The 14,033-nt window shown below is 72.4% G+C and carries 13 protein-coding genes; 4 read left to right on the top strand and 9 right to left on the bottom strand.

Going from position 1 to position 14,033, the window contains the following annotated elements; all coding sequences use genetic code 11:
- Positions 1–3: 3 nt before the first annotated feature.
- The 4 genes from tolQ to ruvB all read right to left on the bottom strand — a co-directional run bounded on the left by tolQ (position 4) and on the right by ruvB (position 3,598).
- Complete coding sequence (gene tolQ, locus DK419_RS04565) at positions 4–720, bottom strand: protein TolQ (protein WP_109958044.1); 717 nt, start codon at positions 718–720, stop codon at positions 4–6.
- A 187-nt stretch (positions 721–907) separates the two neighbouring features.
- Positions 908–1,312, bottom strand: coding sequence for a tol-pal system-associated acyl-CoA thioesterase (gene ybgC, locus DK419_RS04560; protein WP_109962124.1), 405 nt, complete (start codon positions 1,310–1,312; stop codon positions 908–910).
- Between the two features lie 305 nt (positions 1,313–1,617).
- The gene (locus tag DK419_RS04555; RefSeq protein WP_109958043.1) at positions 1,618–2,559 is read right to left on the bottom strand and encodes a metallophosphoesterase; all 942 of its coding nucleotides are present in this window, start codon (positions 2,557–2,559) and stop codon (positions 1,618–1,620) included.
- Complete coding sequence (gene ruvB, locus DK419_RS04550; protein ID WP_109958042.1) at positions 2,552–3,598, bottom strand: Holliday junction branch migration DNA helicase RuvB; 1,047 nt, start codon at positions 3,596–3,598, stop codon at positions 2,552–2,554. Before ruvB ends, DK419_RS04555 begins: the two co-directional genes overlap by 8 nt.
- Positions 3,599–3,735: 137 nt before the next feature.
- Between ruvB and chrA the strand changes: the two genes are divergently transcribed.
- Positions 3,736–5,121 (top strand): chromate efflux transporter, encoded by a 1,386-nt coding sequence (gene chrA / locus DK419_RS04545; protein ID WP_109958041.1) that lies wholly within the window; start codon positions 3,736–3,738, stop codon positions 5,119–5,121.
- 132 nt (positions 5,122–5,253) lie between these two features.
- Here chrA and DK419_RS04540 read toward each other — a convergent pair whose 3' ends face one another.
- On the bottom strand, positions 5,254–5,907 hold the full coding sequence (locus DK419_RS04540; RefSeq protein WP_109958040.1) for a glutathione S-transferase: 654 nt from the start codon (positions 5,905–5,907) through the stop codon (positions 5,254–5,256).
- 274 nt (positions 5,908–6,181) lie between these two features.
- Between DK419_RS04540 and DK419_RS04535 the strand changes: the two genes are divergently transcribed.
- Together DK419_RS04535 and rpsU are read left to right on the top strand one after the other, a co-directional pair.
- The gene (locus tag DK419_RS04535; RefSeq protein WP_109958039.1) at positions 6,182–7,396 is read left to right on the top strand and encodes a polyhydroxyalkanoate depolymerase; all 1,215 of its coding nucleotides are present in this window, start codon (positions 6,182–6,184) and stop codon (positions 7,394–7,396) included.
- Positions 7,397–7,716: 320 nt separating this feature from the next.
- Positions 7,717–8,025: a 30S ribosomal protein S21 gene (rpsU, locus tag DK419_RS04530; protein ID WP_109958038.1), complete on the top strand. Its 309-nt coding sequence runs from the start codon at positions 7,717–7,719 to the stop codon at positions 8,023–8,025.
- A 93-nt stretch (positions 8,026–8,118) separates the two neighbouring features.
- Here the strand turns inward: rpsU and DK419_RS04525 are convergent, their stop codons facing one another.
- Positions 8,119–8,502, bottom strand: coding sequence for a response regulator (locus DK419_RS04525; protein WP_109958037.1), 384 nt, complete (start codon positions 8,500–8,502; stop codon positions 8,119–8,121).
- A 475-nt stretch (positions 8,503–8,977) separates the two neighbouring features.
- Here DK419_RS04525 and DK419_RS04520 point away from each other — a divergent pair, with 475 nt between their 5' ends.
- A complete protein-coding gene (locus DK419_RS04520) occupies positions 8,978–9,769 on the top strand; it encodes a class II glutamine amidotransferase (protein ID WP_109958036.1) in 792 nt (263 codons plus the stop codon).
- A gap of 4 nt (positions 9,770–9,773) precedes the next feature.
- Here the strand turns inward: DK419_RS04520 and DK419_RS04515 are convergent, their stop codons facing one another.
- The 3 genes from DK419_RS04515 to DK419_RS04505 all read right to left on the bottom strand — a co-directional run bounded on the left by DK419_RS04515 (position 9,774) and on the right by DK419_RS04505 (position 13,735).
- Positions 9,774–10,118, bottom strand: a complete 345-nt coding sequence (locus DK419_RS04515) for a hypothetical protein (RefSeq protein WP_109958035.1) — start codon at positions 10,116–10,118, stop codon at positions 9,774–9,776.
- A 220-nt stretch (positions 10,119–10,338) separates the two neighbouring features.
- Positions 10,339–12,033, bottom strand: a complete 1,695-nt coding sequence (locus DK419_RS04510) for a methyl-accepting chemotaxis protein (RefSeq protein WP_109958034.1) — start codon at positions 12,031–12,033, stop codon at positions 10,339–10,341.
- Positions 12,034–12,244: 211 nt separating this feature from the next.
- Positions 12,245–13,735 carry a carboxypeptidase M32 gene (locus DK419_RS04505; protein WP_109958033.1) on the bottom strand — a complete coding sequence of 497 codons (1,491 nt, stop codon included), beginning with the start codon at positions 13,733–13,735 and terminating at the stop codon, positions 12,245–12,247.
- Positions 13,736–14,033: the final 298 nt, after the last annotated feature.

Here is a 14,033-nt window from a genome sequence, read left to right as displayed (position 1 = left end):
GGCTCAGGCGGCGAGCGCCATGCGCTCGTCGATCTGGCGCGACAGGATCGCCGAGAACTCGTCGGCGAAGCCCTCGAGACGCCCCTGCGCCTTGGCGACCGAGGCCTGGAGCTTGTTGTAGGCGAGCACCGCGGGGATCGCCGCGAACAGGCCGATCGCGGTGGCGAACAGCGCCTCGGCGATGCCCGGCGCCACGACCGCGAGCGAGGTGTTCTTCGAGGCGGCGATCGACGTGAACGCCGTCATGATGCCGAACACCGTGCCGAACAGGCCGATATAGGGGCCCGCCGAGCCGATCGAGGCCAGGAAGAGCAGGCGCGATTCCAGCCGCTCGACCTCGCGCTGGATCGTGACGTCGAGCACCTTGTCGATGCGCTGGCCGAGGCTGCGGATCGAGCGGCCCGACCCCTCGTAGGAGCGGCGCCACTCGCGCATCGCGGCGACGAACAGGGCGGCGAGCCCGGTCGCCGGCTTCTCGTTGTAGGCGCGGTAGAGCTCCTCCAGCGGCCGGCCGGACCAGAACTCCTCCTCGAAGGCGTCCATCTCCGCCTTGGTGCGGCGGAACAGCAGCGTCTTGTCGACGATGATCGACCAGCACCAGATCGATGAGCCGAGCAGGCCGAGCATCACCACCTTGACGACGAAGTGTGCCTGCCAGAACAGGCCGAACATCGTGATCTCGGCCACGGGCATCGCCTGGGCGGCGTCGGCGGGATTCATGCGGCTTGTCCTCGCGTCCCGGGCCGATGAACGGCCCGAAGGCACTCCAACCGGGATCGGGGCTTGTCGTATCGTGGTTCGATCGCGCCCGAATCTGTCGAAAGTATGGGCCAGCGCCCCGCGAGGGATCGTTCGCCCGCCGCGAGTTAAGCCCCCGGCAGGGTTAAGGAATGGTGAGCGCGACCGCTCAACGCCGGGTGAGGGTCCGCCGCAGGGCCTCCGGCAGGCGCACGGCGCGACCCTCGCGCACGCAGGCCACCACCACCTCGGCCCGCACCAGGGTCTCGTCGCCGCGGCGCACCTCCTGGTCGAGATGCATCGAGGCGCCGCGCAACTCGCGCGTGGCGGTGAGCACGGTCAGCGCGTCGTCCATGCGGGCCGGCTTGAGGTAGTCGAGGCTCATCCGCCGCACCACGAAGACGAGGCCGTTGGCCTCCCGGTGCAGGTCGGACTGGTCGCCGGCGAGCCCGCGCAGGAGCTCGGTGCGTCCCCGCTCCATGAAGCGCAGGTAGCTCGCGTGGTAGACGAAGCCGGAGAAATCCGTGTCCTCGTAGTAGACGCGCAACGGCAGGGCGTGGGCGTCCGGGGGCATGGTCTGGGCGTCGGTCACGCGGGGTTCCGTCCTCGATCTCATCCTTAGCGCGCCTTGAAGCGCTTCAGCCGAGCTGGGGCCGACAAGTCGCACGCTTCCCCTGTCCCGTGTGGGAGAAGGGTCAGGGGTGAGGGTGCTACGATTCCGATCAAAGCGCCAACCGCCGTGCTGGAAGCTCAACGTTCAGAGTTCCATTCTGAACCGTCTCCACCCTCGCGCGATCTCCGATCGCCCCTATCCCTCTCCCACACGGGAGAGGGGGATCCCGCGCCTCTACGTCAGGGCGAAGCGCGTCGAGACCCGCGTCAGACGGTCGCCTCCGCCCCCAATTCCACCACCACGATCTCCGGCGGCACCCCGAACCGGATCGGCGCGATGCTCAACCCCAGGCCCCCGGAGACCACGAGGTCGCTCGCCTCGCGGACGTGGCCGTAGGCGTAGCGGCGGCGCGAGGGCACCACCGGCGAGAAGCCGAACAGCCGCACCTGACCGCCATGGGTGTGGCCCGACAGGGTCAGGGCGACCCGCGCCGGCACCTCCGGGAAGATGTTGGGCTCGTGGGCGAGCAGGATCATCGGGGCGCCGTCCGGCACCGCCGCCAGGGTGGCGGGCAGGTCGTCGAGGCCGACCCGCCCGCGGCCCTTGCCGCGCCGCACCGGCAGCAGGGCGAGCTGGTCCTCGAGCCCGGCGAGCCAGACCGGGCCGGCGCGGGTCGCGAGCGGCACCGCCTCGTTCGACAGGACCCGGATGCCGTTGTCGGAGAGCGCCGTGCCGGCGATGGTCGGCCCGGCGCCGCGCTTCATCGCGGCCTTGTCCTCCCACCAATCGTGGTTGCCGAGCACCGCGTAGACGCCGAGCGGCGCCGTGAGCCGGCCGAGCACCGGCGCCCATTCGGCGGCAGGCACGTAGCGGGTGACGTAGCGCTGGCCGGCCATGAAGTCGCCGACCAGCACCACGAGGTCGGCTTGAAGCGCGTTGGTGGCCGCGACGATGCCGGCGATGCGCTCCGCGCTCATCCAGGGCTCGCAGGCGTGGATGTCGGTGAGCACGGCGATGCGCAGCGTCAGTCCTGCCGGCCACGGCGCGGCGGGGTTGGGCGTGATCGCGTAGCGCGTCACGACCTGCCGGAACGGCTCGATCCCGGTGGCGTAGGCGCCGGTCCCGACGCCGGAGAGCGCGACGATGCCGGCACCCTGGAGCACCCGGCGGCGGGTGAACAGACGGTACCCCCTCCCCTCCTCACGCATCCTCGTCCCCGGTGAACAGGCCGAACTGCACGGTCCCGTCGCGGTTCGGCTCCGGCAGGCCGAGATGGCGGAAGGCGTGGGCGGTGAGCACCCGGCCGCGCGGCGTGCGCTGCACGAAGCCCTTCTGGATCAGGTAGGGCTCGATGATCTCCTCGATCGCGTCCCGCGGCTCGGAGAGCGCCGCCGCGATCGTCTCGACCCCGACCGGCCCGCCGTTGAACGAGTGGGCGATGATGTTGAGGTACTTGCGGTCCATCGTGTCGAGGCCGGCGGGATCGACGTCGAGGAGCCGCAGCGCCCGGTCGGCGATGGCGCGGGTGATGGTGGGGGCGTCCTCGACGATGGCGAAGTCGCGCACCCGGCGCAGGAGCCGCCCGGCGATGCGCGGCGTGCCCCGCGCGCGCTTGGCGATCTCGTTGGCACCGTCCGGCGCCATGCCGATGCCGAGCACCCGCGCGCCGCGGCTGACGATCAGTTCGAGCTCGTCGATGTCGTAGAATTCGAGCCGGACCGGGATGCCGAAGCGGTCGCGCAGCGGCGTGGTCAGGAGCCCCGCCCGGGTGGTGGCGGCGACCAGCGTGAACTTCGGCAGCTCGATCTTCACCGAGCGGGCGGCCGGCCCCTCGCCGATGATGAGGTCGAGCTGGTAATCCTCCATCGCCGGGTAGAGGATCTCCTCCACCGCCGGGTTGAGGCGGTGGATCTCGTCGATGAACAGGACGTCGCGCTCATCGAGGTTGGTGAGCTGCGCCGCGAGGTCGCCGGCCTTGGCGATCACCGGGCCGGAGGTCGAGCGGAAGTTCACCCCGAGCTCGCGGGCGACGATCTGGGCGAGCGTGGTCTTGCCGAGGCCCGGGGGCCCGACGAACAGCACGTGGTCGAGGGCCTGGCCGGTCTTCTTCGCCGCGTCGATGAACACCTGCAGGTTGGCGCGCGCTGCCCGCTGGCCGGTAAAGTCGGCGAGGCTGAGCGGCCGGATCGAGGCGTCGGTGTCGTCCTCGCGGCGCTCGGGGGTGAGGAGGGCTTTGGACTTGCTCAAGCGGGACCTGACGGGATGTCTCTGCGGCGGCGCGAGGCCGGCGGCGCCCGCTCACCCGGATGTAATCGCTGCTTCGTGTCGCACAACGCGACCGATCGCGCTACGCTGCGGCGCACCACCCCGGAGAGCCTGCATTCGTGACGACCGTTGAGCCTGCGGCACGTGATCGGACGGCGCCCCGGCCCGTCACCCTGGCCGAGGCCCTGCCGGTCTGGCTGCGGGTCGCCGCCCTGTCCTTCGGCGGGCCGGCCGGGCAGATCGCCGTGATGCATCGGGTGCTGGTCGAGGAGCGGCGCTGGATCTCCGAGAACCGCTTCCTGCACGCGCTCAACTTCTGCACCCTCCTGCCGGGGCCGGAGGCGCAGCAGCTCGCCACCTATGTCGGCTGGCTGATGCACGGGCCCCGCGGCGGCCTTCTCGCCGGCGGGCTGTTCGTGCTGCCGGGGCTTCTCGCCATCATGGCCCTGAGCTGGATCTACGTCCTCTTCGGCGACGCCGGCCCGGTCGCCGGGCTGTTCTTCGGCCTCAAGGCCGCGGTGCTCGCCATCGTGATCGAGGCGGTGCAGCGCATCGGCCGGCGGGCCCTGCGCAGCCGGGTGATGACCGGGCTCGCGAGCGCCGCTTTCGTGGGCATCTTCCTCCTCGACGTGCCGTTCCCGCTCATCGTGGCGGCAGCGGGCGCGATCGGCTTCCTCGGCGGCCGGGCCGGGCATCCGGATTTCCGCCCCGGCGGCGGCCACGGCGCCCGGGCGGAGGGCGGCGCCTACCTGTTCGGCGACGACGCGCTGCCGCGGGAGCATGCGCGCCCGCGCGATACGCTCGCCACCCTGGCCGCCTGGGCGGCGATCTGGCTCGTCCCGGTCGCCGTGCTCCTCCTCGCTCTCGGGCCGGACGACGTCTTCTCCCGGATCGCGGTGTTCTTCTCGAAGATGGCGCTCGTGACCTTCGGCGGCGCCTACGCGGCTCTGGCCTACGTCGCGCAGGCGGCGGTGGAGCAGTACGGCTGGATGCGCCCCGGCGAGATGCTCGACGGCCTCGGCATGGCCGAGACGACGCCCGGCCCGCTCATCATGGTGACGCAGTTCGTCGGCTTCCTCGCCGCGTTCCGCAGTCCCGGATTCCTGCCGCCACTCGTCGCGGCAACGCTCGGCGGGCTCCTCACCACCTGGGTCACCTTCGCGCCCTGCTTCCTGTGGATCTTCGTCGGGGCTCCGTACGTCGAGCGCCTGCGCGGCAACAGGGCGCTCGCCGGGGCGCTCTCGGCGATCACCGCGGCGGTGGTCGGGGTGATCCTGAACCTCGCGGTCTGGTTCGCGCTCCACACCCTGTTCCGGGCGTTGCGCCTGGTAACCGTCGGGCCGGCCAGGCTCGAGGTGCCGGTCCTTTCCAGCGTCGATCCCTACGCGCTCGCCCTGGCGCTGGCCGCGGCCGTCGCGGTGTTCCGGTTCCGGGCCGGGATGATCCCGGTGCTCGGGTCTTGCGCGGCCACGGGGGTGGGGCTGCGGCTGGCGGGGCTGATCTGAACGATCGGGCCGCAGCACGGGCAGAACCGGCGCCCCGCCCCTCACCTCACGGGGTCATTCCCGGCTCCGCTTTCGCGGCCCCGCAACGACGCGGAGTGCGAGAAGAACGACAGGGAGCCCGAATCGAACCCCTCAAAACTCCATGTCCAGTTCCTCGATCTCCTCCGGCTCCCCGTCCGCCGCCGCGATCCATTCCCGCATCAGGTCCCACGCCATGATCCGGTCGCGGTAGGCGGCGCAATCGGGCGGGAGGTCGACGCCGTAGGTGACGAAGCGGGTGCAGACCGGCGCGTACATCGCGTCCGCCACCACCGGCCGCGCCCCGAACAGGTACGGCCCCCCGTGGGCGCGCAGCGCCTCCTGCCAGATCTCGACCACCCGGGCGATGTCGGCCTGGGCGCCGCCCCAGAGCGTGAAGTCGGCGTACCGGGCGCGCAGGTTCATCGGCAGGGCCGAGCGCAGGTTGATGAAGCCGCCATGCATCTCGCCCGAGATCGAGCGCGACCAGGAGCGCGCGGCGAGGTCGTCGGGCAGGAGGCCGGCCTCCGGCCGCACCTCCGTCAGGTACTGGGCGATGGCGAGCACGTCCCAGACCCGCACCGCACCGTGGGTGAGGCGCGGCACCAGGAACGAGGGCGAGAGGTGCAGGAGCTCGGCCCGGCTCGCCGGATCTCCGGACAGCACCTCCACCGCGAGATCGAGCCCGGCCATGCGGCAGAGCAGCCAGCCCCGCAGCGACCAGGACGAGTAGTTGCGGCTTGAGATCGTCAGCGTCGCCTCGGCCATCGCGTCCTCCCCCGGGGCGGCGTCGCGCCGCCCGTCTGCCCTTGGGTTTCGCAGGGAGCGATCCAAGACTCGTGCCGATCGGGATCGCCGCGGGCGCAATCTTCGCACAAGTCACGCGAGGTCTCATCGACCTGGCACGAGGGTCGCATCTCGGCGGGACGGACGGCTGCCGTCGCGTTCCGCCGAAAGTCCGGTCGCGGAGGGGCGAAGTCGTCCCCTACGCTTGCCGGCGGGCCGCAACCCCGCGCGTGTCCGTGAGGGAGTGCCCGGGCCGATGCTCTACGATGCCTTCGAGGTCCAGTCGGACATCGCGAACGCCACCCGCGCCTGGGGGCGCGTGCTGCACGACGGCACGACGCCCTGGCTGCGGGCCGGCTACGGCGCGCCGGCGACCTGGATCTCCGCCGCCGCCCGCATGATGATGCGGGCCGGCCTGACCCATGCCCGGCCCTCCTACGGGATCGACGCGGTCCGGATCGGCAACCGCGAGGCGCCGGTGACCGAGGAGCCGGTGCTCTCCACCCCCTTCGGCACCCTGCTGCGCTTCCGCAAGGACCTCGTCACCGAGCAGCCGCGGGTGCTGGTGGTGGCCCCCCTCTCGGGCCATTTCGGCACGCTCCTGCGCGGCACCGTGCGCACCCTGCTCGCCGACCACGACGTCTACATCACCGACTGGCACAACGCCCGCGACGTGCCGCTGAGCGCCGGCCGCTTCGGCTTCGACGATTACGTCGCCCACCTGGTGCAGTTCCTGGAGACGATCGGCGAGGGCGCCCACGTCGTGGCGGTGTGCCAGCCCTGCGTGCAGGCGCTCGCCGCCGCCGCCGTGATGGCGGAGAGCCGCAACGCCGCGCATCCGGCGAGCATGACCCTGATGGCGGGCCCGGTCGATACCCGGATCAACCCGACCAAGGTCAACGAGCTCGCGACCTCGCGGCCGATCGACTGGTTCGAGCGCAACCTGATCGCCACCGTGCCGCACCGCCATGCCGGGGCCGGGCGCCGGGTCTATCCGGGCTTCATGCAGGTCGGGGCCTTCATGTCGATGAACGCCGCACGCCACATGCACGGCCACCTCGACCTCTACTGGCACCTCGCCGACGGCGAGGCCGGGAAGGCGGCGCAGATCGAGACCTTCTACGACGAGTATTTCGCGGTGCTCGACCTCGCGGCGGAGTTCTACCTCGAGACGGTCAAGACCGTGTTCCAGGACGCGACCCTGGCGCAGAACAAGCTGACCTTCCGCGGCAACCCCGTCGACACGAGGGCGATCCGCCGGACCGCGCTGATGACGGTGGAGGGTGAGCGCGACGACATCTGCGCCGTCGGCCAGACGGTGGCGGCGCACGACCTCTGCACCGGCCTGAAACCCTTCCGCAAGCGCCATCACCTCCAGGCCGGCGTCGGCCATTACGGCGTCTTCTCCGGCCGCAAGTGGGAGGGGCAGACCTACCCGCTGGTGCGCAGCTTCATCCAGGCCAACGCTTGATCGCGCGAGACCGTCGCCTAGATGCGACGGTGCCGCCCGCGAGGCTCGTTCCCGGCCCGCGGGCCGCTCAAATTTCGGTCAGGCGGCCACTCCCCGGTTGGAAGTCCTGGCGGAGTGGTGTAAGGCCGCGATCAGGCGCATACCGTGCGCCGACAGCTTGCGCCGGGCTCCGGTGCGACCGCGATGTACCCTCAGCCCCTCCCGGTCCTTCCAGGCCCGGGCCGTGGGGCGCATTTCGGTTTGCCGGGCAGGCAGCCATCCGGGCGCGTTCCGCGCAAGGTCGGCCACGTTTTCGGATTTAGACAAAAGGACATACACCCTTGCAGGTACTCGTTCGGGACAACAACGTCGATCAGGCCCTCCGCGTCCTCAAGAAGAAGATGCAGCGCGAGGGCATCTTCCGCGAGATGAAGCAGCGCAAGGCTTACGAGAAGCCGTCGGTGCGCAAGGCCCGCGAGAAGGCGGAGGCCGTGCGCCGCGCCCGCAAGCAGGCTCGCAAGACCGCCATCCGCGAGGGCCTGATCGCCGCTCCGAAGCCGAAGCCCCGCGTCGGCGGTCCCCGCCGTCCCGGCATGGCCCCGTCGGCTCCTGCTCCGGCCGCCGCCGCCGCTCCGGCCGCCAACGCGTAAGCTCTCCGGCCGTGGTCCCGCCGCACGCGCGGCGGGATCTCGCCCGAACCGTCGAGCCCGACGCCGCGAGGCGTGCGGGCTCTTCGCGTTGGTTCAGGCCGCGGCGGCGTAGGCCGCCCGCTCGGCCTCGACCAGGACGTCGAAGGGCCGCCAGGGCTTCTGCATGTAGACGGCGTGATCCGGCACGGCCTGCGCCGCGCCCGGGCGCGAGGTCACGACCAGCCGCACCTCCGGCCAGTCCCGCTCCACCGTGCGGGCCAGGGTGGCGCCGTCGATCTCGCCGGAGAGCTGCATCTCGGTGAACAGCAGCGCGACTTCGGAGCCGTGCTCGCGCATCACCGCCAGCGCGCCGGCGGCGCTGTCGCAGGTGATGACCTCGAGGTCGGTCTCCTCCAGGATCGCCGCGGCGAAGTCCCGAACGGATTCATCGTCCTCCACCACGACGGCGATCGGCGCGGTGGGTGCTGCTCTGCCCATGAAGCCTCCTGTCAGTCTTCGACTGTTGTTGTGGATGTCGTGTGTGCCCGGGTCCTCGCGAGTGCTCGGGACGGGTGCTGGATCGATCGACGCCCGGCCGAATCGCGTCACCGCCCCCGGAACGGGAGCGGGCGGAACCAGGGGACGGGGATCGGGCCCGGCGTGAGACGCCTGCCGGGGGAACGGACGCAAGCCGGCTACGCGAACACGCCTGCGTGATCATCAACGACTCAATGCTGACATTGATCCCGGCAAAAGGTCCACCCTCACCGGGGTGGTCGATGCGCCTCGCGCATGACAGGCTCTGACGCCGCGCCATTGCCTGCTCTTGAGGCATGCTGCAGCGCTTCCGTCATGCTGCGGCGCATTAACGAGCTGTTCACCATCCGGTGCAGAATGTTACCTTTCGATGACGGCGGCGGACGAGGCACGGCCCGGGGCGGGACCGGCACCCGCCGCGGGAGGTGAAGAGCCGATGTGCCGCTTCCTCGCCTACCACGGCGACCCGGTCTATCTCGACGAGCTGGTCTGCGCGCCGACCCACTCGCTCGTGCATCAGTCGCTGCACGCCGCGGAGGCCCAGACCGAAACCAACGGCGACGGGTTCGGTATCGGCTGGTACGGCGAGCGGCCGGAGCCCGGCCTCTACCGCGACGTGCGGCCGGCCTGGTCCGACGAGAACCTGCGCAGCCTCTCCCGGCAGATCCGCGCCCGCACCTTCTTCGCCCATGTCCGCGCCGCGACCGGCACCGCGACCACCCGGGCGAACTGCCACCCCTTCGCCCACGGCCGCCACCTGTTCATGCATAACGGCCAGATCGGCGGCTACGGGCGCATCCGCCGGCGGCTCGAGGCGATGATCCCGGACGGGCTCTACGAGGCGCGCCAGGGCACCACCGATTCGGAGGCCCTGTTCCTGCTGGCCCTGGCGCACGGCCTCGACCGGGATCCCGTCGGCGCCATGGCGGCGAGCGTCTCGGCCGCCCGCGGCCTGATGCGCGAGGCCGGGATCGACGAGCCCCTGCGCTTCACCGCCGTGCTCACCGACGGCGAGAGCCTCACCGCCTATCGCTGGGCCTGCGACGGCCGCCCGCCGAGCCTGTACTGGCGCGAGACCGGCACCGGGCTCGCCGTCGTCTCCGAGCCGATCGACGGCCTGCGCGCCGGCTGGTCCGAGGTGCCGAAGGGCGGGACCCTGCTGGCGCGCCCGGGCCAGCCGGTGCGGGTGGTCGGACCGGAGACGGCTGAGCGGCGCGCGGCGGCCTGAGCCGTCAGGCCGGATCCCCCCATCCCGGCTCCTTCATGCCCCAGTGGTGCCGGGCGATGTTTCGCCCGTTGCGAAGCAGTGCGGCGGCCCTGTCCGGGTCGCCGCCCGAGAAGGTCCTCGGGTCCGCGCCGCAGAGCCGGCAATACAGGGCCTGGTGCGCCACCGCGGCGAAGTAGGCCTCGGCGGGCGCCGGCAGCGGGCTGCCGGCCGCGGCGAGTTCCGCCGCGCTCGCCCGCGCCGCCTCGGCGAGGGCGGCGGTCATCGCGGCCCGCATGGCGTCCGCGGCCCGCGCCAGGATCGCGGCGTATTGCGCCTGTTCGGGCGTCGGGATCGGGCAGGACGCGGCCATGCGGCAGTCTCCTCGATGGGCGAGACCCGCGATCCTCGCGCCGCGAATCCGGCCTTTTTTCGGGGACGGTCCCGCCGGTCCGGGCGGAGAGCAACGGTCCGGAGCGACGCGATCGGGCCGCGATGGCGGCGAAACCCACGGGCCGCCGGCAGCCCGAGCGGCGGCGGCGCCACACGACCGGCCTCGCGGCGGAGGGGCGGGAGGCGACCGCCGGGGTCGCTCACGCCGCCCGCACCTCGCCCAGGAACGCCGTGACCGATTCGGCGAGAAGCGCCGAGTTCTGCGCGAGCACACCGGCGACCGCCCGGACCTGGTCCGACTGGGCGGCACTCGCGAGCGACGCGGCGCGGACCTGGTCGATGCTCTGCGCGACGCTGCGCGCCTCGGCGCCGGCACGGTGGATGTGGTGGCCGATGCCGGCGCTCGTCGCGGCCTGGTCCGCCATCGCGCCGCGGATCTCGTCGGCGAGCCGGCTCGTCTCGGCCACCGTCTCGATGATCGCGCCGATCTCCTCGGCGGTGTGCCGGGTGGCGCCCTGGATCGCGGCGATCTGGGTGGCGATCCGCCCCGTGGCCGCGGCGGTCTGGCCGGCGAGCGCCTTGACCTCGGCGGCCACCACCGCGAAGCCGCGGCCCGCCGCCCCGGCCCGGGCCGCCTCGATCGCGGCGTTCAGCGCCAGCAGGTTCGTCTGGTCGGCGATGGTGTGGATCAGGTCGGTGGCCTCGCCGATCTCCCGCGAGGCGCTCACCAGCCGCTCCACCGTCGCGGCGCTGGCCCGGCTGCGGGCCAGCGTCGCGTTCGCGACCTCGCTCGCCCGGCCGACCCGGCCGCCGACGCCGGCGGCGGAGTCCGCGAAGAGCCGGAACGCGCCTTCCACCGCCCCGACCGCCCGGGCGGCGACATCGGAGGCGCCGGTGACCGCGCCCGACCGGTGCTCGACCTCGTGGGCCGCCCGCGACAGCACGTCGGCAGTCAGCTCCATCTCGCGGGTCGAGGCGTCGAGCGCGTCGGCCGCCTGCGAGGCCCGGGCCTCGAACGCCCGGCAGGCCGCCTCCAGCCGCTCGGCCCGGTGCCGCTCGATCTCCAGGCGGGCGCGCTCCAGACCTCGCGCCGCCCCCTGCTCGTTCAAGGCCGCCTGGAACACCGCGATCGACGCGGCCATCTCGCCGATCTCGTCCCGGCGCCGGGTGAACGGCACCGCGACCGCGAGATCGCCGACGGTGAGCGACTGCATGGTGCGCCGCAGGGCCTGGAGCGGGCGCTGCACCTGCATCAGGCTCACCCAGACGGCGCCCGCGACGGCGAGGACGAGACCCAGCGCCGGAACCGCGACGAGGGCCACCGCCTCGCGGCGGCGCGCCTGCCGCACGCCCTTGCGCTGCTCCTGCAGGCGCTCCAGCACCGCGTCGCCGAGCGTGAGGATGCGAGCCACCATCCGCTCGCGGCTCGCGATCGTCGCTTCGTCGGCGGCCTGGATCTGGGCCGCCTTGGGCGAGAGCGTCTGGCCGAGCTCCGCCGTGTCGCGCTGGTAGGCCAGGAATTCCTGCAGGGTGAGCGAGAGTTTCCGCGCTTCGTCCTCGGCGAGGTAGGGCTGCAGCGCCGCGAAGAAGGCCGGGTGCTCGGCCTCGACCGCCGCGAGCGCGGCCCGCAGGGCCCCGAACCGCTGCCGGGCCTCGGCGACGTCCTCGGCCGCCACCAGGGCCTGCACCGTGACGACCACGTGCTCGATCCCCTGCGCCAGGGTGCGGGTGCGCAGGGCCGCCTCCCAGGCCGCCTCGACGGCGCCCGCGCGGCCCTGCTCGTTCTGCGACAGGGAGACGGCGAAGGCGGCGATGCCGGCGGCGACCAGGATCGGCAGCCCGACGACGATGCCGAGCTTGCGGCCGAGGGTGAAGCGCACGGACATGAAGCGCATGGGACGCACCGGGAAACGATCTAACGGAGCGCCGATACAACGACGAAGATTGATGCAGGTTTAAACTTAGACGACCAACGATCAATATGACATGCATATGTCAGTCTGCGTCTCAAGATCTCGGATTATCGAAGAAACTATTTCATGCCTTCCCAGATCATGTCAAATACGACGGATCGCAGACCTCTCGTCCCGATCCGCCGCGGCGCGATCACGCGTCGAGGTAGCGCCGGCGCAGGTGGCCGAGGAAGATCTCGGCCGAGAGCGGCCGGCCGGTCGCGGCTTCCAGGATCTCCCGGGTGCCGAGGGCGCTGCCCTTCTCGTGCACGTTGGCGCGCAGCCAGCCGACGAGGGGCGCGAAGTCGCCGCGGGCGAGGCCGGGGCGCAGGTCCGGCTCGGCCCGGCAGGCGGCGTCGAACAGCTGCGCCGCCATCATCGCGCCGAGCGTGTAGGTCGGGAAGTAGCCCCAGGCGCCGCCGGGCCAGTGGATGTCCTGCAGGCAGCCCTGCGCGTCGTCCGGCACCGTGAGGCCGAGGAGCCGGTGCATCCCGTCGTTGAAGGCGCCCGGCAGGTCGCCGATCTCCATCTCGCCGCGGATCAGCGCCCGCTCGAGGCGGTAGCGCAGCAGGATGTGGGCCGGGTAGGTGCACTCGTCGGCATCGACCCGGATGAAGCCGGGCGCCACCCGCGTGTAGTTGCGGTGGAGGGCGTCCGCCTCCCAGGCCGGGCCGGTGCCGCCGAAGGCCTCGCGCACCAGCGGCGCCAGCCAGGCGACGAACTCGCGGCTGCGGCCGGCCTGCATCTCCAGGGCGAGCGACTGGCTCTCGTGCAGGCTCATGCCGCGCGCCGCCCCGACGGGCTGGCGGCGCCAGGCGGCGGGGCGGCCCTGCTCGTAGAGGGCGTGGCCGGTCTCGTGCAGCACGCCCATCAGGGCGCGGGCGAAATCCGCCTCATCGTACCGGGTGGTGATGCGCACGTCGTCGGTGGCGCCGCCGCAGAACGGGTGCAGGCTGACGTCGAGCCGCCCCCTGTCGAAATCGAACCCCGCCGCCCGCATCAGCGCGAGCCCGACCTGGCGCTGGGTCTCGACCGGGAACGGCCCCTCGGCCACGGGTGCGGATCCCGCCGCGTCCTGGCGCGCCCGCGCTTGCGCGATCAGGCCCGGCAACTCGTCCTCGAGCACCGCGAAGAGCGGGTCGATCGCGTCCTGCCGCAGGCCCGGATCGTAGCTGTCGAGGAGCGCGTCGTAGGGCGGGAGGCCCAGGGCCTCGCCCTTCGCCCGGCCGATCTCGCGCTGGAGCCGCAGCACCTCGGCGAGGTCGGGCCGCAGCAGCGCGAAATCGGAGGTGCGGCGGGCCTCGCGCCACGTCATCTCGGACCGCGACACCGCCCGCGAATTCGCCTCGACGAGGTCGCGCGGCACCGCCGCGGCGTGGGTGTAGGCCCGGCGCATCTCCGCGAGGTTCGCTCGGCTCCAGGCGTCGAGACCGCCCTCCTCCTCCGCCGCGGCGAGCCGGTCGGCGGTGGCGGGATCGGTGAGGAGGTCGTGGGCGAGCCCGCGCAGGACCGCGATCTGGTCAGCCCGCCCCTCCGCCGCCCCGTCCGGCATCAGCGTCTGGGCGTCCCAGCCGAGGATGCCGGCGGCGTCCTCGAGGGCGCCGATGCGGGCGAAGGTGGCTTCGAGGGCGCGGTAGGCCTGCATGGCGGGATCCGTCGTGGTGGAGTCGTGGTTGGGTTGTCGAACGGCGGAATGCGGCGTGGCAAGCCCGGACGGCGATGAGCGGCCTCTCGACGTGGCGCGGCCCCGTCGCAGCCTGCACGCGAGCCGTGCGGAGGATCGGGCGTTGACGGCTGGCAGGACGGGTCCCGCCGCCTGGATGGGACGAAGCCCGACGCCGTCGTCGGTGCCTCGGCCGCAGGTGACGATGCCGCCGGGGACGTGGCGGCGCCCGCCAGGCATGCGGCGCGATCGTCGTAACGACGCCCCCGCGCCGGCTCGT

The organism is Methylobacterium terrae, assembly GCF_003173755.1.
In the GTDB taxonomy this organism is placed as follows: Bacteria; Pseudomonadota; Alphaproteobacteria; order Rhizobiales; family Beijerinckiaceae; genus Methylobacterium; species Methylobacterium terrae.
Note: the sequence above shows the minus strand (reverse complement) of the source record. Positions and strands in the feature narration are given on the sequence as shown.